Raw genomic sequence first — 19478 nt, 5'->3', positions numbered from 1 at the left:
GGCGCCCCGCCAGCATCCCGCACGCCGGCCGCCCATCTCTCTACACTGGAGCGATGTTGACACCCTCCATCGTCCTGTTCGCCTGCATCGCCTGGACCGTGCTCTTGTTCGGTGTCGCTCTATGGGGCGAGCGTCAGGGCCACCGCCTCACAAAAGTCTGGCCGGCTATCTATGCACTGTCACTGGCCGTGCACTGCACCGCGTGGACGTACTACGGGGCTGCCTCGCAAGGCGTGCAATGGGGTTTCCCGATCCCCCCGACGTTGATCGGCATGGCCTTGATCTTTGCCTTCGGCCTGCCCTTTCTGGCACGGCTCGGGCGGCTGGCCAAACAACACAACAGCGCCACCATCGCCGACCTGGTGGTAGCGCGGCTGCGTACGGATCAGGGGCTTGGCATCACCATCACCCTGGTCGCACTGCTTGGCATCATTCCGTACATCGCGCTGCAGCTGAAAGCGGTCAGCCAGGGCCTCACCGCGCTGCTGGGCGAGCAATTCGCAGCCAGCGGACACCAACTGGACATGTCGTTCTGGTTCGCGCTGACGATGGCGGCGTTCACCATGCTGTTCGGTGCGCGCAAGGCCTCGGCAACCGAGCACAACCGCGGCATCGTGGTGGCGCTGGGACTGGAATCGCTGCTCAAGTTGGCGGCGCTGTTGGCCATCGGCCTGTATGCAGCACTGTCGGTACATCAATCGGGCAGCCCCTTGCTCGAAAAGATGCTGCACCTGCCGCCGCCCTCGGTGATCCCGGACTTCATCACCATGGTTGCGCTGGGCGCGATGGCGGCGTTCACCCTGCCCCATCAGTTCCATGTCGGCGTGGTCGAGCTGCGCCAGTCCTCCGACTTGAAAACTGCACGCTGGTTGTTTCCGCTCTACCTGCTGTTGATCGGGCTACCTTCGGTGCCCATGGCGCTTTCCGGTGCGGCCCAACTGGGACAGTCGGTGTCACCTGACTTGTATGTGCTGGCACTGCCACAGGCACGCGGCCACCACGTCCTTGCGCTGCTGGCCTACCTGGGCAGCCTGAGTGCTGCGACGGGCATGATGATTCTGTCGGGGCTGACCTTGTCGATCATGCTCGGCAACCACGGTTTCGGCGCACGCCTGCTCGGCGGCGTGGACGGCGATGCCGGCGCCGATCTGCGTCCGCGCGTGCTGGCGTTCCGCCGTGCCGGCATCCTTGCCGTATTTCTGATGTCGTGGCTGTACAGCCGCGCCATGAGCGGCACCGAGGCACTCAGCGATTTCGGCCTGATGTCATTCACCGCGCTGGCACAGCTGGCACCGGCGGTGCTGCTGGCGGTGTACCGTCCGCGCACGCCGTCACCGGCCATCATGGCCGGCATCGTACTGGGATCGCTGGTATGGCTATGGCTGGTGCTGTTGCCCATGGTGATCCCCGCGGCTGAGCCTTCGGCCAGCTCCGATGGGCTGCACTGGCTCGCGCTGTTCTCGCTGCGCATGCAGCCTGGGCATATCGCCATCAGCATGAGCGCCAGCCTGGTGGTCAACCTGATCACCATTGCGTTGGTGGCGCGTGCGGTGCGCCCGTCGCTGCCGTTGCAGCGGGAGGCGGTGGCCGCAGCCTCGTTGCGCAAGACGGCGGGGCGTTTTCTCGGCCAGGAACGGGCACGGCAGCTGATGGCCGGGCATGCCGGGCAGATGCTTGATGACGAACGTGTCACCGCCATTGAACGCGAACTCACCGCAGTGGTGGGTGCGGGTATGGCACGCCTGTTGATCGAGGCCGCGCGCGATGGCGGCACAGCACCCTTGGAGGCGGTCACCCGTGCCGTCGGTGAGGCCACCCAGGTGCTGCGCTTCAACCAGCGCCTGTTGGAAGCGGCGCTGGAAAACATGAGCCAGGGCATCAGCGTGGTCGATGCCCAGCTGCAGCTGGTGGCCTGGAACAGCCGCTATGCCGCGCTGTTCAAATTTCCACCCGACCTTCTGCAGGTGGGACAGCCAGTGGCCAACCTCACTGCATGGGCATTGGGGCAACTGAAGATCGGCGATGCACCCGGCGACAACCCCGGCAAGGCACTGACCCGACGCGTTGCGCACATGCGGCGCGGCACGCCGCATCTATCGGAGCGGATCTTTCCGGACGACACCATCGTCGAGATCCGAGGCAACCCGATGCCGGGCGGTGGTTATGTCGCCACGTTCACCGATGTCACCGCGTTCCGTCTGGCTGAGGATGCGCTCAAGCGCAGCAACGACACACTGGAACGCCGCGTGCAGGATCGCACTGCGCGCCTGGAGCATGCCGTGCACGAGGCCCAGCGCGCCAACATGGCAAAAACGCGATTCCTGACAGCGGTCGGCCACGACCTGATCCAACCGTTGCATGCCGCGCAATTGCTCACCGATGCCATGTCACAGCACATCGAGTCCGAATTCCTGGACAGCTTCCTGCGACAGATCCGTGGCGCACTGGACTCCACCGATGACCTGCTCTCCGGCCTGCTCGATATTTCGCGACTGGAGGCCGGTGGGCTGGTCGCCGATCCGCGTCCATTCGCGCTATCCACCGTGCTCGATCCGCTCGCGCAGGAATTCGCTGTGCTAGCAGCCGCACGCGGCCTGCAGTTCCGCTACGTTCCCACCCGCGCGTGGGTGCATAGCGACCCGCTGCTGCTGCGTCGTGTGCTGCAGAACTTCCTGGCCAACGCTATCCGCTATACCCGTCGTGGCGGCGTACTGCTGGGCATCCGCCGTCGGGGCGACACGCTATCCATTGCGGTGCACGACAGCGGGCCAGGCATAGCGCGCGAGCAGCAGACGCTGGTGTTCGAAGAGTTCCAGCGCGGAGATCGCAGCAATGGACAAGGCTTGGGACTTGGCCTGGCAATTGCCCATCGCATCGCCGGGCTGCTGCACGTGCCACTTGCCCTGCACAGCGTGATCGACCACGGCTCGGCCTTCTCCATCGCCGTGGCCCGTGCACAGCCGGCCCCGTCCTCCCTGAATGAAAAACACCCCAGCGGCAACAGCGCCATCAAAGGCACGCGCGTGTTGGTGGTCGACAACGATCCCGATGCGCTGGAAGCAATGCGGCAGATGCTGCTGGCCTGGGGTTGCGAAGTGACCGCACTGCGCGACGGCGACAGCTGTGATGCGCCCGCGCGCGACGCAGACCTGTGGTTGTTCGACTACCACCTTGATGATGGCGATACCGGGGCCCGGTTGTGGAAGCGGCTCGCCGCCGCACATGGTCAGCGCCCGACCGTGATCCTCAGCGCCGATACCGGCATCGACACGCGGGAGGCGGTGCGTGAGGTTGGTTTGTCATTGCTGTCCAAGCCGTTCAAACCACTGGCGTTGCGCTGGGCAATCAACCACCTGCTGGCGACACGCGTGGTCGATCAGGCCTCCGGCGCTCGCTGATCAACGACCAGGTGCCGCGCGGAGCTCAGGCCTCTGAGTGTTCGGCCAGCTTCTGCCCGGTAGTGTCGTCAATCTGCCGCGACGGATCGGTCAGGCCGAGTTCGTGCAGCACGCGGATTGCCTGTGCCCGGTTGCGCACGCCAAGCCGGCTCATGATGCGCGTCATATGCGCCTTGACCGTCCGCAACTGCACGCCAAGCCGGTCCGCGATCTGCTTGTTGAGCAGCCCTTCCGCCACCAGGCTCAGTACCTTGTATTGATGTGAGGACAGGCTGGAAAGGCGCGCAGCCAGGTCGGCGTCCTTGTTGAAAGGAGCAACCCGGGCGACGGTCTCACGCAGCATCGCAGGGATCCAGCGCTCGCCGTCGAGCACGGTCTGCAATGCCTGCTGCAGGTCCACGAGTCCCGAACTCTTGGGCAGGTAGCCGGCGGCACCCAGGTCGATGGCGCGGCGGATCACATGCGGTTCTTCGTTGGCCGAAACGATGATGATCGCCAGGCCGGGCTGCAATGCACGGATCGTCGCCAAGCCTGCAAGACCGTGGTTGCCCGGCATGTGCAGATCCAACAGCATCAGATCAATCTGCTGGCTCTCGATGGTCTCAAGCACGCCTTCCAGTGAATCGGCCTCGCTGATCTGCAGATCCACAACCGCCTCCTCGGCCGCGCGATGCAGCGCGGCCCGGAACAGGGGGTGGTCATCGGCAATGAGCAGGGTTGGCATGGCGATTCGAGGTTAGCAAATTCATCCGCAGGTGAGGACGGGTACCTAGGTACGCTGGCACATCTACACGGGATTGATAGTGTGGAGCGATGAACATTCCCCGTCGTGTCTCCCTGTTTTGTGCCGCGCTGCCGCTGTTGTCTGGCTGCGTCTCCGTCGCCGAAGCCGCTGACCTGCGCGCAGCCGCTGCAACACCCGTGTTCGAGCAGTGGCGTGAAACCCAGCACCGCGCCAACGATGACCTGCTGACCGCGGGGCTGGGGCTCGAAGGCCTGCGCTCCACCAAGGGGCCGGCATTCACCAACCCTGCCCTGCCTACCGCCGCAGAAGCAAGACAGCGCGCTATCTGGAGCAGTTGGCGCGGCATCGCCGATCTGACGCCTGGCGGTGGCTTCGGCGACAACTACGGCACGGTCCAGTCTTCGCCGGGACGCGAGTTCTCTGCCTACGCCCGCATTGCCGGGGCGCGCCACCCACATCGCGTGCTGGTGCAGGTACCCGACAACTTCGATCCCTCACGGCGCTGTCTGGTAGCAACGGCGTCATCCGGCTCCCGTGGCATTTATGGTGCGATCTCCGTCGCTGGCAGTTGGGGTTTGGCCCACGGATGTGCCGTGGCCTACACCGACAAGGGCGCCGGCAGCGACTACTACGACCTGGAGGCCAAGCTCGGCTTCCAAGCCGATGGCACGCCAGCCGCCCAAGGCGCGCTGGCGTTTACGCCGGAAGCTGTGGAAACCTCGCATGGCATTGCGTTCAAGCATGCGCATTCGGGCGACAACCCCGAAGCGGACTGGGGCCAGCATCTGTTGCAGGCAGTGCAATTCGGGTTGCAGGCGTTGGATCGCGCCTACCCGCAATCGGCACCATTTACGCCGGCCAACACGCGCACGCTTGGCGTGGGCGTCTCCAACGGTGGCGGCGCCGTGTTGCGTGCCGCTGAGATCCAAGGCGACTGGTTTGATGCAATGGTGGCTGGTGAACCCAATGTATCGGTCGCGGGCGCAGCGCCGCTGTACGACTTCGTGACCCAGGCCGCGCTGCTGATGCCCTGCGCACTGCTTGCGCTGGATGATCTGCCACAGCCGCCCCTGCATGCACAAACGCAGCCCGCAGGGGCTCGTCAATGCGCTTTACTGAAAACCGCTGGGCTGGTGCAGGGCGAGGACGTCGTTGCACAGGCGCAGTCGGCACGAGAGCAGCTTGCGAAGGCAGGCCTGAGCGATGGCGCGCTGCGTGCAGGTGCGTTTTCGACCGGCTTCGATCTGTGGCGTGCGATTGCGGCGACGTATGCCTCGGCCTATGGCCGCTATGCCGCAGGCGAACATCCTTGCGCTTACACATTCCCGGCCACCGGCCCCGATGGCAAGCCCGGCCCTGCGGCAGCCGAGCTACGCGCGAGCTGGTGGAGCGAAGCCAGTGGCATTCCGCCCGGCAGCGGCGTGACACTGGTGGACGGTAACGCGGTGTTGGCGCCGGATGAGCCATTGCGCGGCCTGAGCTGCCTGCGTGCGCTGTGGACCGGCGACAGTGCCGACGCCAAACGTGTGCGTGCCGGCATCGCCAACGCAACAGCCAACGCTCCCCGCCCCGGCCTGCCAATCGTGGTCATTCATGGCATCGACGATGGGCTGGTGCCGATCAGCATGACCAGCGACCGCTATGTACCTCAGGCACGCGCTGCCGGTGCACAGATCGCCTACTGGCGGATAAGCAATGCACAGCACTTCGATTCGCTGCTGGCGTTCCCGGACTACCGCAAGCGCTATGTGCCGCTGCTGCCTTACATGTTCGCGGCGATGGACCAGGTGTGGGCCCACCTTGAAGATCCCACGCGCGGCCTGCCACAGGACGCGCTGATCGAAACAACGCCGCGTGCGGACGCACCGCTGCAGCCTGCGCAGTTGTCCATTCCCGCTGTTTCCAGCCGCTGACGGCCGCCCCACGCCGCCCTTCAGGAATCCACATGTCTTCTTCCGCATCATCAAACCCGCCCGATCCCGGCGCCTACGCCTATCCGCTGCTGATCAAGCAGCTGCTGCATACCTCGCTGGCGGTGCGGCCCGAACAAGAGATCGTCTACGGCGACAACGTGCGCTACGACTACCGCACGCTGCATGCACGCATCAGCCAATTGGCGGGCCTATTGCAATCGTTGGGGGTGAAACCCGGTGATGCGGTGGCGGTGATGGACTGGGACAGCCACCGCTATCTGGAAAGCTATTTCGCGGTACCGATGATCGGCGCGGTGTTGATGATGGTGAACATCCGGCTGGCACCGGAACAGATCGCCTACACGTTGAACCACAGCGGCGCACGGGTAATCCTGGCCAATCGCGAATTCCTGCAGGTGCTCGAAGGCATCGACGAGCAACTGCCGGATCTGCGCACGCGGATTCTGCTGGACGACGAAGGTGGCCAGCTGCCGGAGGGTTTCGCCACAGAGTACGAAGCGGGCCTGAAGCAAGCCGAGCCGGTCAGCAGCTTCCCGGATTTCGACGAAAACACCCGCGCCACGATGTTCTATACAACCGGCACCACCGGCCTGCCAAAGGGCGTTTACTTCAGCCATCGGCAGCTGGTGCTGCATTCGCTGGCCGCAATGGCAGCACTGGGCAGCGCGGCAACGCAAGGCCGCCTGCACCGTGATGATGTCTACATGCCAATCACACCCATGTTCCATGTCCATGCATGGGGAGTGCCGTATGTGGCCACGCTGATGGGCATCAAGCAGGTCTATCCGGGCCGCTACCTGCCGGGGCGATTGCTGGAACTCATCGCGCGGGAAAAAGTGACGTTCTCGCACTGCGTGCCGACCATCCTGCATATGCTGCTGGCGCACCCTGCGGCAGCAGATACCAATCTGCGCGGATGGAAAGTCATCATCGGCGGCGCGGCGCTGCCGCGTGCGTTGGCGCAACAGGCCCTGGCACGTGGCATCGACATCTTCGGTGGCTACGGCATGTCCGAGACCTGCCCGGTCCTTACCCTTGCCCAGATCGATACCGAGGCGCTGGCCGGTTCTGACGAAGCACTGTCCCTGCGGACCAAGGCCGGCATCCCGATACCGCTGGTAGACCTGCGTATCGTCGACGAAGACATGAACGACGTCGCCCACGATGGCACTGCAACCGGTGAAGTCGTGGTGCGTGCCCCCTGGCTTACCCAAGGCTATCTGCACAACCCAGACGCTTCCGCTGCGTTGTGGGAAGGCGGCTACCTGCATACCGGCGACATCGGCAATATCGACACCGGTGGCTACCTGCGCGTGACCGACCGCATCAAGGACGTCATCAAAACCGGGGGCGAATGGATCTCCTCGCTTGCGCTGGAAGACATCATTTCAATGCACCCCTCGGTCAGTGAGGTTGCGGTCATCGGTATCGCTGACGCGAAATGGGGCGAGCGACCACTGCCACTGGTGGTCAAGCATGCCGGCAGCGAGTTGACCGAAAGCGAGATCATCGAGCTGGTGACAGCGCGCAGTCGATCCGGTGACATTTCCCGCTATGCGATTCCAGAGCGGGTGCGGTTTGTCGATTCGATCGAACGCACCAGCGTGGGCAAAATCAACAAGCGGAAGCTGCGCGATCTGCACGACCAGCCAACAGGTGAAACCGGCACTTGATGCACCGGCCTACGGGCGAGACATCTACAGGAACACAGCACCCCGCGTCCAAACTTCTCGCTGCAGGACGGTACTTCCGTCCTGCAGCATTCGTTTCGGGGGCTTGAGCCGCCATCCCGGCTGGCTTCAACCCTCAGGTGCGACAGCAGCCTTGTAAACCGGCTCACCATCCACCCAGGTCGACAGCACCTTCAAGTCGTCCAACTGCTCGGCCGGCACCTTCAGCGGATCCTGGTCGAACACCACGAAATCCGCGCGCAGGCCGCGTTGCAGCTTGCCGACCTGGGCTTCGTCATGGCCGGCCCACGCAGCGTCGCTGGTGAAACCACGCAATGCTTCTTCGGCACTCAAACGCTGTTCCGGCTGCCAGCCACCCGGCGGCCGACCATCACGGTCCTGCCGGGTCACCGCCGAATAGAGCCCTAGCCGTGGATCAACCTGCTCCACCGGGAAATCCGAACCCAATGCCAGCCGCGCGCCGCTGTGCAGGTAGCGCTGCCAGGCATAAGCACCCTTCACTCGTTCCGGCCCTACCCGCTGCTCGGCCCAGCCCATGTCCGAGGTGGCGTGCGTCGGCTGCATCGAGGCGATGACGCCCAGCTTGGCGAAACGCGGAATGTCCTCCAGCGACACCACCTGCGCGTGCTCTACGCGCCAGCGGTGGTCATCGCTCTTGTGCGCGCCCAGCACTTTTTCGTAGGTATCCAGCACGATGCGGTTGCCGCGATCGCCAATGGCGTGCGTGGCCACCTGCACCTTGCAGCCGTCAGCCTTGCGCACTGCCACTTCAAAATCCGCCGGCGACGTCACCAGCAGGCCACGGTTATGCGGGTCATCGCTGTAGTCGGCCAACATCGCCGCGCCACGGCTACCCAGTGCGCCATCCATGAACAGCTTCACGCCATGCATCTGCAGCCGGCCACCGGCATGGGTATAGAGACCGTTCGAGCACAAATCGTCGAGCGCGCCCTGGTTGCCGTTGGCATAGGCATCAATGCGCAGCGGCAACTTGCCCTGGTCGGCCAGCCGCTTCATCAGCGCCAGATCCCCGCGCGACACGCCCATGTCATGCACACCGGTCAAACCGTTGCTTACGGCTGCCTGCAGCGCGGCCGTCAGGCGCTTCTCGCGGGCAGCATCCTCCAGCGGCGGGATATGCGCGCGGACCAACGTTGAAGCGCCATCAACCAGCACACCGGTCGGCTTGCCGGCAGCGTCACGCATGATGCGCCCGCCTTCCGGTTGCCAGTCGCCGCTCAATGATTTGCCGCCCTTCTCGGCGACGCGGAGCGCCGCGCTGTTGACCCAGCCGGCATGGCCGTCAATGCGGTCCAGGTACAACGGACGGTCCGGGAAGGCTGCGTCAAGGTCGGCCACAGTCGGGAACGCGGTGTCGTCCCAGCGGTTCTGGTCCCAGCCTGCTCCCAGCAACCACTCACCCGGCGCCAGGTTCTTTTCGAACGCCTGCAACCGCGCTACCACTTCGGCACGGCTGCGCGCCCCGGAAAGGTCCGTCTGTGCCAGCGCGTCACCGAGGTAAACCAGGTGCGCGTGCGCGTCGATCAACCCCGGCACTACCGTGGCTTCACCGGCATTGATGCGCGGCGCATCGGGATAGAGCTTCAGCATGGCCTCGGCACTGCCTACATCCAGCAGCCGGCCACTGTCGGTATCCCAGGCCAGAGCCCCGGCCACGGGTTGGGCGGGATCACCGGTGCGGATGGTATCGGCCACCAGTACCCGCACTTCGGCATGGGCCGGGCTCAACGGCAGACAGGGGAGCAACAGGGCAAGACAGGCGACACGACGCATTGCAGGCACTCCTGAACAGGATGTGCGGCGACTATGCCGTCATCGCGCAGGCGTGACAAACCATCAAGGTGCGAAGCTGACCGCCGAATCAGTCGGCGCTGACGTCCACGCGCACACGGATGCGCTCGCCAGGGTGGTAATCGCGGCGGGTGCGGTACTCGCGGCCGGCATATTCGTAAGTGACGTCATAGCCGTCAACGCGCTCGCTCTCGCTGCCGTAGCCGCTTGGCTCACACACGCGCACATCACCACGACGGTAATCCTGGGTGCGATTGTTGGCATCGTAGATGGCCCGCCCGGCGGCACCACCGGCAAGGGTGCCCACCGCAGTGCCGATATAGCGGCCATCGCCGCCACCGATGCGGCTGCCCAGTACCGCGCCGGCCAGGCCACCGATCACCGTGGCGATCTGCCGACCGGATTCGTTGCCAGTGCGCTGATAGCCGCCATTGTCATAGCCACGGTCCACATAGCCGTCGTTGCGATAGCCGTTGCCGTCATTGCCCTGGACATAATCACCGTCACTACGTTCGTAACAGCGCTCACCACGCCCCTGATCGCCACCTACGATGATCGGATCCACCCGCACCACACGGGCGTAGTCGTAGGCCGGGCCGTTGTTGTTCTGCGTGTTGCCCGGGCGGTACTGGCCGTCGTCATAGCGTGGGTCCGGGCGGTATTGCCCGTCATCGAAACGTTGGGCCGAGGCGTTGAAAGCGGTCAATCCGCCCAAGATCAGAACACCGGCAAAAGGCAGCGAACGAAGCATGGCGGAAGGATCACTCGGGTTGGAATGTGGCGATGCTCAGGTGCATCGGGTGAAACACGCCTGAACCGGACGGACCCAACCAACAGGGCCCGCCCGTCCGTCTCATGAATCAGGCGGAAAACTCGGTTTCCAGACTGACCGGCACCGCGCTGAGCGCCTTGGACACCGGACAGTTCTGCTTGGCGTCATCGGCAATTGCGCGGAACTTTGTCTCGTCCAGGCCCGGCACCACTGCCTTCACCTTCAGACGGATCTGCGACAGCTGCGGCCCGCCGTCCATGGACAAGTCGACATCGGCACGGGTGTCCAGCGAGGTCGGCGGGAAACCGGCCTCGCTCAGTTTGGCCGACAGCGCCATGGTGAAGCAGCCCGCATGCGCGGCGGCGATCAGCTCCTCCGGATTGGTGCCCTTCTCATCGCCGAAGCGGCTGTTGAAGGCGTAGCGCGTGTTCTCCATCAAGCCACTTTGTGGCGTACTCAAACGGCCCTGGCCGGACTTCAGGTCCCCTTCCCAATGTGCGGTGGCGTGGCGCGAAATACCCATGGAACGACTCCTGTTGGTAGACACCGGGCCACCTTAGAACATCACGTGTTAGCGCATTGTGCGGCGCGGCGGGTACACAGCCATGCAAACGGACACACCGGGACAAGCGCCTGCATACCCGCGCGGAAGCGCTGATTTCATGCCACTTTCGCCATCCATGCGGGACGACAAGGTACTCAGAAGCAATTTTTATGGGGTTTTTTATCGATTGCCTATTGGCGGCATGCAATTCATGCCCTACATTTCGCTTGCCGACGGGGTCGGCACGACCAAACAACCAACCGTTCAATGGAACAGGAAATCATGGCAAAGACCGCTAAAAAGGCTGCCCCGAAGAAGGCAGTGAAGAAAGTCGCCACCAAGGCCGCCGCAAAGCCGGCCGCACCGAAGCCGATCAAGGAAGCCCTGACCAAGTCGGGTCTGGTTGCACACATCGCCGAAGCCACCACCGTTGCTGCCAAGGACGTGCGCGCCGTGTTCGCCGCCCTGGAAGGCGCCGTTGCTGCTTCGATCAACAAGAAGGGCGCTGGCAGCTTCACTCTGCCGGGCCTGCTGAAGATCACCACCGTCAGCGTTGCTGCCAAGCCGAAGCGCAAGGGCATCAACCCGTTCACCAAGGAAGAGCAGTGGTTCGCCGCCAAGCCGGCTACCACCAAGCTGAAGGTTCGCCCGCTCAAGAAGCTCAAGGACGCCGCGCTCTAATCAGCGCGCCCCTTGTGGCGGACGAAACGGGACGGCATTGCCGTCCCGTTTTTTTTGCCCGCATTCCCGTAGAGCGGAACCAAACTCCGCTGTCGATTTATCGGGAAAGCCACCGCCGAACATGGCTCGGCAGCAAGGTGCCAACGCTCCCGTGGGCCGCTGCGTTCCACCGGCAATGCCCCCTGAAACACTGGAACACAGCGTGTTGGTTCAACGCCTCGTGCCGGCGCATGGGCGGGCCTATGGTAAGCACTCCCCCATAGGTCACGTTGCCGCCATGACCCGCAGCAAGCATCGCTATCGCATCAGCGTCACCCCCATCGAAACCGACGGCCAGCAGTGCATCGGCCGCTGCAGCATCGAGTTCGAGCAGCACAGCCAGCACAGCTGGATGCACGAATTTGAATCCGCCCAGCGCCTGCGCCGCCTGTCCTGCAACGACGACGCCAGCCTGGTCGTGGTCACTGGCCTACTCACTGCCCTGGCGGAAACGTCGGTGCGCGCCGACAGCCCGTTGGCCACACTCCAACCAGAGCTGGGTCAGCTGCTGCACAAGCTCGACGGGCTGCGCAGTAAAGAATGAACCGCTGTTGGTGACGTTGCGCTTCCACTAACTGAGCATTCACCGGTTCCGGTTATCGTGCGCATCCCTACCTGCCATTGCCGCGAGTCGCTCCGATGAACCTGCGCCACCTGCTTCTGCCCGCCATCGCCTGCGTGGCCCTGGCCACCACCGCTCACGCCGCACCACAGGTGCAGGGCAAGCAATTGACGGTGGGCGCCGCCGATGTGCAGCAATACCTGGATGGCAGCTTCCCGCGCACCCAGAAGGCGCTGGGCGGCCTGCTCGCACTCACCGTCAGCCAACCGCACCTGACCCTGCCGCAGGGCAGCCGTCTGGATCTGGGCTTCGACCTGGCCATGGCAGCCGGTGGTTCATCGATGCCGGTTGGCAATGTGCAGATCAGCAGCGGCTTGCGCTACAACCCGCAGACACAGGGCTTCCACCTGGACCAGCCCACGGTCGACAACTTCCGCCCGGCCATGGCCGGCGGCGAGATCGACTCCAGCACCCGTAGCCTGCTCAACAGCTGGCTGGCCGACTACGCACGCCGCGAACCGATCTACAAGATCGACCCGGCCATCGCCAAGGTGATGGGCGTGCTGCAGGTGCAGTCGGTGGGCATCGAGAACGGCCGCATCGCGGTGACCTTCAACCAGAACCTGGGCAGCTATGTGCCGCAGGGTTTGTTGGGCAACTGACGAAGGCCGGGAAACGGGGAATGACGGTGCAATAACGGCGTGATGCCTGCTGCACGGTCATTCCCTGCCCCTGCTCACTGTTTTACGAATCAGCGCTTGGGCTGCAACATGGTGCCGGTGCACTTGGGCGAGCCGCAGCGGCATTCCCAGATCTTCTTCAGGCGCGCGGTGTGGCGCTCGGCCAGGGTGATGCCGTAGTTGTAGGTCAGCTCTTCGCCGGGCTTGATGTCACGCACCGCTTCGATGAACACCTTGTCGGCGGTGCGGTCGTCACCTTCGACTTCTTCGATCATCGCTTCGCAGTTCGGGTCGCAGCTGTGGTTGATCCAGCGCGCATCATTGCCTTTGTGGTTGGCGTCGATGACGTACTCATCGTTGAGCGTGAACAGAAAGGTATGTCCGCTTTCCACGTCGCCCGTATCGTCGGCGTCCACTTCTTCGTGGCTCCGGCGCTTGCCCTTGTACTCGATGACGCGCTCGCCCTTCTTGATGGCTGCCAGCGAAAACACGCCGTTGCCGTGGATGGCGGATTTGCGCGCCTGGATTTTCTTGGGCATGTATCTGACCGAAATCTAATGAGAAGCGGGGATTCTCGCCCATACAGCGCAAGCGGGAAACAGGCAGCAAGGGTTCGGGAACAACGGCGCAACTCGCGGTTGGCGCCCATTGCACGCCCATTTCCCACCTCTCATTGCCCGGCCCCAGCCCCACCTGAACAGGAAAACTTGGACCGGGCGCCCGCAAAGCGTACAATTTTGGTCCGCATTGATTACCCCCTGCCAAATAATGCTCCGCGTCACCAAGCTCACCGATTACGCAACCGTTGTCATGACCGTGCTCGCCGCGCGGCCGGACGAGGTGTTGAGCGCGACCGAGCTGGCCGAAGCGGCCGGGCTGGAACCGCCGACCGTCAGCAAGCTGCTCAAGCCCCTGGCCCAGGCCGGACTGGTGGAAGGCCTGCGTGGCGTGCGCGGCGGCTACCGCCTGACCCGCGCCGCCAGCGAAATCACCCTGATCGAGATCGTTGAGGCAATGGAAGGCCCGCTTGCGATTACCGAATGCAGCCAAGGTGAGAGTCATTGCGGCATCGCCAGCCAATGCGGCGTGCGCTCGAACTGGCGGCTCATCAACGACGTTGTCAGCGACGCCCTGCGCGCGGTCACCCTCGCCCAGATGCTGCACCCCTTACCGCTTGCCGACCGTCGCCGCATCAGCGTCGACGTCGTCTCCTGAACCATAGTAGGCAGCCCCATGGCCACCGAAATTATTGAAAACCCCGGCATCGTCGACACCCCCAACCGTGAGATCCACGAACAGCTGGGCCGCAAGTACGAGGCGGGCTTTGTCACTGACATTGAGTCCGACTCGTTCGCGCCCGGCCTGAACGAGGATGTCATCCGCGCCCTGTCGGCCAAGAAAGAAGAACCGGAGTGGATGACGCAGTGGCGCCTGGACGCCTACCGCCACTTCCTGACCATGCAGCAGCCGAACTGGGCCAAGCTGGAAATCGAGCCGATCGACCTGCAGGCGTTGAGCTACTTCTCCGCGCCCAAGGGCCCGAAGTACCAGTCGCTGGACGAAGTGCCCCAGGAACTGCTGGACACCTACGACAAGCTCGGCGTGCCGCTGCATGAGCGGGCCAAGCTGGCCGGCGTGGCGGTGGATGCCGTGTTCGACTCGGTCTCCGTCGGCACCACGTTCCGCAAGGAACTGGCCGAAAAGGGCGTGATCTTCTGCTCGATCTCCGAAGCCATCCGTGAATACCCGGAGCTGGTGCGCAAGTACCTGGGCACCGTGGTGCCGGTGGGCGACAACTATTTCGCCGCGCTCAACTCGGCGGTGTTCTCCGACGGCAGCTTTGTGTTCGTGCCGGCCGGCGTGCGCAGCCCGATGGAGCTGAGCACCTATTTCCGCATCAACGCCAGCAACACCGGGCAGTTCGAGCGCACGCTGATCATCTGCGAAGACAAGGCGTACGTGTCCTACCTGGAAGGCTGCACCGCGCCGATGCGCGATGAAAACCAGCTGCACGCCGCGGTGGTCGAGCTGGTGGCGCTGGAAGATGCCGAGATCAAGTATTCGACGGTGCAGAACTGGTACCCGGGCGATGAGAACGGCGTCGGTGGCATCTACAACTTCGTCACCAAGCGTGCCGAATGCCGCGGTGACCGCTCCAAGGTGACCTGGACCCAGGTGGAAACCGGCTCAGCCATCACCTGGAAGTACCCGTCCTGCGTATTGCTTGGCGATGACTCGGTGGGTGAATTCCATTCGGTGGCGCTTACCCATCATCGTCAGCAGGCCGACACCGGCACCAAGATGATCCACATCGGCAAGCGCACCAAGAGCAAGATCATCTCCAAGGGCATCAGCGCCGGCCGGGGCCAGAACACCTATCGCGGCCTGGTCAAAGTGGCTGCCGGTGCCGATGGCGCGCGCAACTATACCCAGTGCGATTCGTTGCTGATCGGCAAGAAGTGCGGCGCCCACACCTTCCCCTATATCGAGGTGAAGAACCCCAGCGCCACTGTCGAGCACGAGGCGACCACGTCCAAGATTTCCGACGACCAGATGTTCTATTGCCGCACGCGCGGCATCGATCAGGAAAACGCGGTGTCGATGATCGTGGACGGCTTCTGCAAGCAGGTGTTCAGGGAATTGCCGATGGAGTTCGCCGTGGAAGCCAAGAAGCTGTTGGAAGTGTCGCTTGAAGGATCGGTCGGATGAGCCGCCTGCCACTTCTCCTGCTGGCCTTGCTGCCGTTCGCCGCCTCTGCCGCATCGCAGGACAAGGCCTGTGCCGACGCGGTCACGCAGTTGGACATCAACGAATGTGTTGCCCGCGAGGCCCAGGCTGCCGATGCCGAGCTCAATGCCGTGTACCGGCAGGTGATGCAGCAGTTGCAGGGTCAGCCGGTAGCCATCGAAAAACTGCGCGCGGCCCAGCGCCTGTGGGTTCCGCTGCGCGACGCTGACGTCGAAGCGCGTTATCCGGTCGGCAAGGATGAGAACCCGCGCGTGCTGTACGGGTCGATGTACCCGATGCTGCATTCCGCCGCCCTGGCCGAACTCACCCGGCAGCGCACCCAGTGGTTGCGCGCCACCTTCATCGACCGCGCCGAAGGCGATCTCTGATCGCCCTGCCCCCTACTTACTGAAGACCGCACCCTCATGCTGAAGATCGAAAACCTCCACGCAAGCATCGGCGACAAGGAAATCCTCAAGGGCCTGTCGCTGGACGTGAAGCCCGGTGAAGTCCACGCCATCATGGGCCCCAACGGCGCCGGCAAATCCACGCTGGGCAACGTACTGGCCGGCCGCGAAGGCTACGACGTGAACGAAGGCCTGGTGCAGTTTGAAGGCAACGACCTGCTGCAGCTGGCGCCGGAAGAACGCGCTGCTGCCGGCCTGTTCCTGGCGTTCCAGTACCCGGTGGAAATCCCCGGCGTGAACAACACCTACTTCCTGCGTGCCGCGCTCAACGCGCAGCGCAAGGCGCGGGGCGAGGAAGAACTGGATTCGATGCAGTTCCTCAAGCTGGTGCGCCAGAAGCTGGCCGTGCTGCACCTGAAGGACGAGCTGCTCCACCGTGGCGTCAACGAAGGCTTCTCCGGCGGCGAGAAAAAGCGCAATGAGATCTTCCAGCTGGCCGTGCTGGAGCCGAAGCTGGCAATCCTGGACGAAACCGATTCAGGCCTGGACATCGATGCGCTCAAGAGCGTGGCCGACGGCGTCAACGCACTGCGTTCGCCCGACCGCTCGTTCCTGGTCATCACCCACTACCAGCGCCTGCTCGACTACATCAAGCCGGACGTGGTGCATGTGCTGGCCGATGGCCGCATCGTCAAGACCGGCGGCCCGGAACTGGCGCTGGAGCTGGAAGCACACGGCTACGATTTCCTGAAGGACCGCGTGGTTCGCGAGGCAGCCAAGTAATGACTGCCCTGCTCGACTCACTGGCCGCTGGTTTCTGCGGCAGCAACGAGCGCGCCGAAGTGCTCGAAGCCGCGCTGAAGACTGGCCTGCCTGCCGCGCGCAACGAAGCGTGGAAGTACACCTCACTGCGCCAGCTCGAACGCCGCAGCTTCAGCGCCGCACCGCTGCAGGCGTTGGATATCGACGCCGCGCTGCTGGCCGACATCCCGACGCCGCGTCTGGTGTTCGTCAATGGTCGCCCGAGCGATGTACATAGCGACTTGTCCGGCGTGGATGCAGGCGTGCAGGTACGCCTGCTGTCTGCGGTCAAACAGCAGGAGCCGGACGCTGCCCGTTTCCTCGGCCGCCGCTTCAACCGCGCAGAAGAGGTCTTCGCCCAGCTCAACGCAGCACTCGCCGATGAAGGCGTGCTGGTGCAGGTTGCCGAAGGCATTCACAGCGATACGCCGCTGCACCTGGTGTTTGTCAGCGCACCGGATGAAGTCGACCGTGCCTGGCATCACCGTCATTTCATCGAGCTGCGCCGTGGCGCCTCGCTGGGCCTGGTGGAACACCACCTGCAGGCCGGCGACAGTGCGCACTTGGACAACACCCTGGTGCACGTTCACCTGGCGCAGGATGCCGTGCTCTCGCACGCCCGCGTGCAGGCCGACAGCCCGCGTGCCACCCACCTGCTGCGTACCGATGCCGTGCTGGCACGCGACGCGCAGTACCGCCGCATTGATCTGGAACTGGGCGCCGCGCTGAGCCGCCACGAGTTGAACGTGCGGCTGGAAGGCGACAACGCCAAGCTCGTCGCCAACGGCGTGTTGCTGGGCACGGGCCGTCGTCACATCGACACGCGCCTGGGCATTGAGCACATTGCCCGCGATACCAGCGCCGAGCTGGTGTGGCGGGGCGTGGCCGCCAACCGCAGCCGCGTGGTGTTCCATGGCGGCATCAACATCCGCGAAGGCGCCGACGGCACCGATGCGTATCTGTCCAACAAGAACCTGCTGCTGTCCGCCGATGCCGAGATCGATACCCAGCCGACGCTGGTGATCGATGCCGACGAGGTCAAGGCCGCGCACGGCGCCACCGTGGGCCAACTCGATGCCAATGCGCTGTTCTACCTGCGCTCGCGCGGCGTGCCGTCCGAACAGGCGCGCGCCATGCTGAGTGCCGCGTTCTGCCACGAGCCGCTGGCAGCTGTGGAAGGCATCCTCACCGAGAAGCTGGCCCGCCACCTGGACCAGGCATTGCAGCAGGCAGGCATGGTATGAACCTCTCTTCCCCGCGCCCGATCCAGGCGCCAGCCACCGCCCCCGATTGGGAGCGCGTGCGCGCCGACTTCCCGCTGCTGATGCGTGAAGTCAACGGCAAGCCGCTGGTGTACTTCGACAACGCCAACACCTCGCAGAAGCCGCTGCCGGTGATCGGCGCGGTGGATGAGTTTTATCGCCGCTACAACGCCAACGTGAGCCGCGCGGTGCATGCACTGGGCACCGAGGCCACCGAAGCCTACGAGGGCGCACGCGCCAAGCTGGCGCGCTTCCTCAACGTGCGCGGCGATGAGCTGGTGCTGTGCAGCGGCACTACCTTCGCAATCAATCTGGTGGCCTATTCGTGGGCACTGCCGCGCCTGAAGGCCGGTGACGTCATCCTGGTCTCGCGCATGGAGCACCACGCCAACATCGTGCCGTGGCAGTTGGTCGCCCAGCGCACCGGCGCCACCATTCGCGTGGCTGAAATCAGCCCGGACGGCAGCCTGGACATGGATGCGCTGCATGCCGCCATGACCGCCGACGTGAAGCTGCTGGCGCTGACCCACGTTTCCAACGTGCTGGGCACCATCAACCCGGTCCGCGAGATCTGCCGCGAAGCACGCAAGCGCGGCATCGTCACCCTGATCGATGGCTCGCAGGCGGCACCGCACCTGAGTGTGGACGTTGCCGCCATCGGTTGCGACTTCTACGCGATCACCGGCCACAAGATGTGTGGCCCGACCGGCACCGGCGCGCTGTGGGCACGCCGCGAACTGCTGCAGGAAATGCCGCCGTTCATCGGTGGCGGAGAGATGATCAAGGAAGTCAGCTTCGACGGCACCGTGTTCAACGATGCCCCGCACAAGTTTGAAGCGGGCACGCCGAACATCTCCGGCTTCGTCGGCTTGGGCGTGGCAGTGGATTACCTGGAAGCGCTGGGCCGCGAGCATATCGAAGCGCGCGAGCAGGAATTGCTGGCGCATTTCACCGAAGAGCTGCAGCGCGTGGAAGGCGTGCGCATCTTCGGTACCACACCGCACAAGGCGGCCGTGGTGTCGTTTCTGGTGGAAGGTGCGCATTCACACGATCTGGCCACCCTGCTCGACCTGCAGGGCGTCGCGGTACGTTCCGGCCAACACTGCGCGCACCCGCTGCTGCAGTACTACGGCGTCGCCGCCACCTGCCGCGCCTCGCTCGCGTTCTACAACACGCACGAAGAGATCGAGTCGTTCATGGCCGCGCTGAAGAAAGTGCGCACGCTGCTGGGCTGAAACCCAGCAGTGCGTGATGGTACGTGTGCGGTGACGCCGCAACCGTCACGCTCCTACAGTCCTTACCATCCGGGCAACTACGGCACCCCAGGCAAACACGTTCTGGCGGGTTTGAACTGTTGTTCCGTTTCGCCCCGCGTCTTCCTGAGACGCGTCGAAACATTTCGACGTGAACAGACTTCCAGCAC

17 protein-coding genes are annotated in these 19478 nt (G+C 64.1%); 12 read left to right on the top strand and 5 right to left on the bottom strand.

Annotated features, from left to right (window positions below):
* Positions 1-53: 53 nt before the first annotated feature.
* Positions 54-3398, top strand: coding sequence for a PAS domain-containing hybrid sensor histidine kinase/response regulator (locus PAN08_RS09675; RefSeq protein ID WP_269791313.1), 3345 nt, complete (start codon positions 54-56; stop codon positions 3396-3398).
* A 25-nt stretch (positions 3399-3423) separates the two neighbouring features.
* Here PAN08_RS09675 and PAN08_RS09670 read toward each other — a convergent pair whose 3' ends face one another.
* Positions 3424-4122 carry a response regulator transcription factor gene (locus PAN08_RS09670; protein ID WP_269791312.1) on the bottom strand — a complete coding sequence of 233 codons (699 nt, stop codon included), beginning with the start codon at positions 4120-4122 and terminating at the stop codon, positions 3424-3426.
* Positions 4123-4211: 89 nt separating this feature from the next.
* Between PAN08_RS09670 and PAN08_RS09665 the strand changes: the two genes are divergently transcribed.
* Positions 4212-6056 carry a 3-hydroxybutyrate oligomer hydrolase family protein gene (locus PAN08_RS09665; RefSeq protein ID WP_269791311.1) on the top strand — a complete coding sequence of 615 codons (1845 nt, stop codon included), beginning with the start codon at positions 4212-4214 and terminating at the stop codon, positions 6054-6056.
* Positions 6057-6088: 32 nt separating this feature from the next.
* A complete protein-coding gene (locus PAN08_RS09660; protein WP_269791310.1) occupies positions 6089-7750 on the top strand; it encodes a fatty acid--CoA ligase in 1662 nt (553 codons plus the stop codon).
* Positions 7751-7876: 126 nt separating this feature from the next.
* Here PAN08_RS09660 and PAN08_RS09655 read toward each other — a convergent pair whose 3' ends face one another.
* The 3 genes from PAN08_RS09655 to PAN08_RS09645 form a co-directional block, all read right to left on the bottom strand.
* The gene (locus PAN08_RS09655) at positions 7877-9562 is read right to left on the bottom strand and encodes an amidohydrolase (protein ID WP_269791309.1); all 1686 of its coding nucleotides are present in this window, start codon (positions 9560-9562) and stop codon (positions 7877-7879) included.
* Positions 9563-9650: 88 nt separating this feature from the next.
* Positions 9651-10331, bottom strand: a complete 681-nt coding sequence (locus tag PAN08_RS09650) for a glycine zipper 2TM domain-containing protein (RefSeq protein ID WP_269791308.1) — start codon at positions 10329-10331, stop codon at positions 9651-9653.
* A 109-nt stretch (positions 10332-10440) separates the two neighbouring features.
* Positions 10441-10875, bottom strand: a complete 435-nt coding sequence (locus PAN08_RS09645; RefSeq protein ID WP_269791307.1) for an OsmC family protein — start codon at positions 10873-10875, stop codon at positions 10441-10443.
* Between the two features lie 303 nt (positions 10876-11178).
* Between PAN08_RS09645 and PAN08_RS09640 the strand changes: the two genes are divergently transcribed.
* The 3 genes from PAN08_RS09640 to PAN08_RS09630 all read left to right on the top strand — a co-directional run bounded on the left by PAN08_RS09640 (position 11179) and on the right by PAN08_RS09630 (position 12840).
* On the top strand, positions 11179-11577 hold the full coding sequence (locus PAN08_RS09640; protein ID WP_269791306.1) for an HU family DNA-binding protein: 399 nt from the start codon (positions 11179-11181) through the stop codon (positions 11575-11577).
* 277 nt (positions 11578-11854) lie between these two features.
* Complete coding sequence (locus tag PAN08_RS09635; RefSeq protein WP_269791305.1) at positions 11855-12160, top strand: DUF3861 family protein; 306 nt, start codon at positions 11855-11857, stop codon at positions 12158-12160.
* A 95-nt stretch (positions 12161-12255) separates the two neighbouring features.
* Positions 12256-12840, top strand: a complete 585-nt coding sequence (locus tag PAN08_RS09630; protein WP_269791304.1) for a DUF1439 domain-containing protein — start codon at positions 12256-12258, stop codon at positions 12838-12840.
* An 89-nt stretch (positions 12841-12929) separates the two neighbouring features.
* Here the strand turns inward: PAN08_RS09630 and PAN08_RS09625 are convergent, their stop codons facing one another.
* Positions 12930-13397: an SET domain-containing protein-lysine N-methyltransferase gene (locus PAN08_RS09625; RefSeq protein WP_269791303.1), complete on the bottom strand. Its 468-nt coding sequence runs from the start codon at positions 13395-13397 to the stop codon at positions 12930-12932.
* A gap of 229 nt (positions 13398-13626) precedes the next feature.
* Between PAN08_RS09625 and PAN08_RS09620 the strand changes: the two genes are divergently transcribed.
* The 6 genes from PAN08_RS09620 to PAN08_RS09595 are packed head-to-tail and all read left to right on the top strand — an operon-like array spanning position 13627 to position 19290.
* Positions 13627-14073, top strand: a complete 447-nt coding sequence (locus tag PAN08_RS09620) for an SUF system Fe-S cluster assembly regulator (RefSeq protein ID WP_269791302.1) — start codon at positions 13627-13629, stop codon at positions 14071-14073.
* An 18-nt stretch (positions 14074-14091) separates the two neighbouring features.
* A complete protein-coding gene (gene sufB / locus PAN08_RS09615) occupies positions 14092-15567 on the top strand; it encodes a Fe-S cluster assembly protein SufB (protein WP_269791301.1) in 1476 nt (491 codons plus the stop codon).
* The gene (locus PAN08_RS09610) at positions 15564-15974 is read left to right on the top strand and encodes a lysozyme inhibitor LprI family protein (RefSeq protein ID WP_269791300.1); all 411 of its coding nucleotides are present in this window, start codon (positions 15564-15566) and stop codon (positions 15972-15974) included. The genes sufB and PAN08_RS09610 overlap by 4 nt, the downstream gene beginning before the upstream one ends.
* A gap of 36 nt (positions 15975-16010) precedes the next feature.
* Positions 16011-16775: a Fe-S cluster assembly ATPase SufC gene (sufC, locus tag PAN08_RS09605; RefSeq protein WP_269791299.1), complete on the top strand. Its 765-nt coding sequence runs from the start codon at positions 16011-16013 to the stop codon at positions 16773-16775.
* Positions 16775-18037, top strand: a complete 1263-nt coding sequence (sufD, locus tag PAN08_RS09600) for a Fe-S cluster assembly protein SufD (protein ID WP_269791298.1) — start codon at positions 16775-16777, stop codon at positions 18035-18037. The genes sufC and sufD overlap by 1 nt, the downstream gene beginning before the upstream one ends.
* Entirely contained in the window at positions 18034-19290 is a 1257-nt protein-coding gene (locus PAN08_RS09595) for a cysteine desulfurase (protein ID WP_269791297.1), read from the top strand. The genes sufD and PAN08_RS09595 overlap by 4 nt, the downstream gene beginning before the upstream one ends.
* The last annotated feature ends 188 nt before the right edge of the window (positions 19291-19478 follow it).

It is taken from the genome of Stenotrophomonas sp. Iso1, from assembly GCF_027497995.1.
GTDB lineage: Bacteria > Pseudomonadota > Gammaproteobacteria > Xanthomonadales > Xanthomonadaceae > Stenotrophomonas.
The sequence above is the reverse complement of the archived record's forward strand: the minus strand, read 5'-3'. Positions and strand labels throughout refer to the sequence as shown.

Excerpts from the sequence above, each read along its gene's own strand:
- PAN08_RS09675 (WP_269791313.1), top strand. The coding sequence starts at position 54 with ATGTTGACACCCTCCATCGTCCTGTTCGCCTGCATCGCCTGGACCGTG.
- PAN08_RS09670 (WP_269791312.1), bottom strand. The coding sequence starts at position 4,122 with ATGCCAACCCTGCTCATTGCCGATGACCACCCCCTGTTCCGGGCCGCG.
- PAN08_RS09665 (WP_269791311.1), top strand. The coding sequence starts at position 4,212 with ATGAACATTCCCCGTCGTGTCTCCCTGTTTTGTGCCGCGCTGCCGCTG.
- PAN08_RS09660 (WP_269791310.1), top strand. The coding sequence starts at position 6,089 with ATGTCTTCTTCCGCATCATCAAACCCGCCCGATCCCGGCGCCTACGCC.
- PAN08_RS09655 (WP_269791309.1), bottom strand. The coding sequence starts at position 9,562 with ATGCGTCGTGTCGCCTGTCTTGCCCTGTTGCTCCCCTGTCTGCCGTTG.
- PAN08_RS09650 (WP_269791308.1), bottom strand. The coding sequence starts at position 10,331 with ATGCTTCGTTCGCTGCCTTTTGCCGGTGTTCTGATCTTGGGCGGATTG.
- PAN08_RS09645 (WP_269791307.1), bottom strand. The coding sequence starts at position 10,875 with ATGGGTATTTCGCGCCACGCCACCGCACATTGGGAAGGGGACCTGAAG.
- PAN08_RS09640 (WP_269791306.1), top strand. The coding sequence starts at position 11,179 with ATGGCAAAGACCGCTAAAAAGGCTGCCCCGAAGAAGGCAGTGAAGAAA.
- PAN08_RS09635 (WP_269791305.1), top strand. The coding sequence starts at position 11,855 with ATGACCCGCAGCAAGCATCGCTATCGCATCAGCGTCACCCCCATCGAA.
- PAN08_RS09630 (WP_269791304.1), top strand. The coding sequence starts at position 12,256 with ATGAACCTGCGCCACCTGCTTCTGCCCGCCATCGCCTGCGTGGCCCTG.
- PAN08_RS09625 (WP_269791303.1), bottom strand. The coding sequence starts at position 13,397 with ATGCCCAAGAAAATCCAGGCGCGCAAATCCGCCATCCACGGCAACGGC.
- PAN08_RS09620 (WP_269791302.1), top strand. The coding sequence starts at position 13,627 with ATGCTCCGCGTCACCAAGCTCACCGATTACGCAACCGTTGTCATGACC.
- sufB (WP_269791301.1), top strand. The coding sequence starts at position 14,092 with ATGGCCACCGAAATTATTGAAAACCCCGGCATCGTCGACACCCCCAAC.
- PAN08_RS09610 (WP_269791300.1), top strand. The coding sequence starts at position 15,564 with ATGAGCCGCCTGCCACTTCTCCTGCTGGCCTTGCTGCCGTTCGCCGCC.
- sufC (WP_269791299.1), top strand. The coding sequence starts at position 16,011 with ATGCTGAAGATCGAAAACCTCCACGCAAGCATCGGCGACAAGGAAATC.
- sufD (WP_269791298.1), top strand. The coding sequence starts at position 16,775 with ATGACTGCCCTGCTCGACTCACTGGCCGCTGGTTTCTGCGGCAGCAAC.
- PAN08_RS09595 (WP_269791297.1), top strand. The coding sequence starts at position 18,034 with ATGAACCTCTCTTCCCCGCGCCCGATCCAGGCGCCAGCCACCGCCCCC.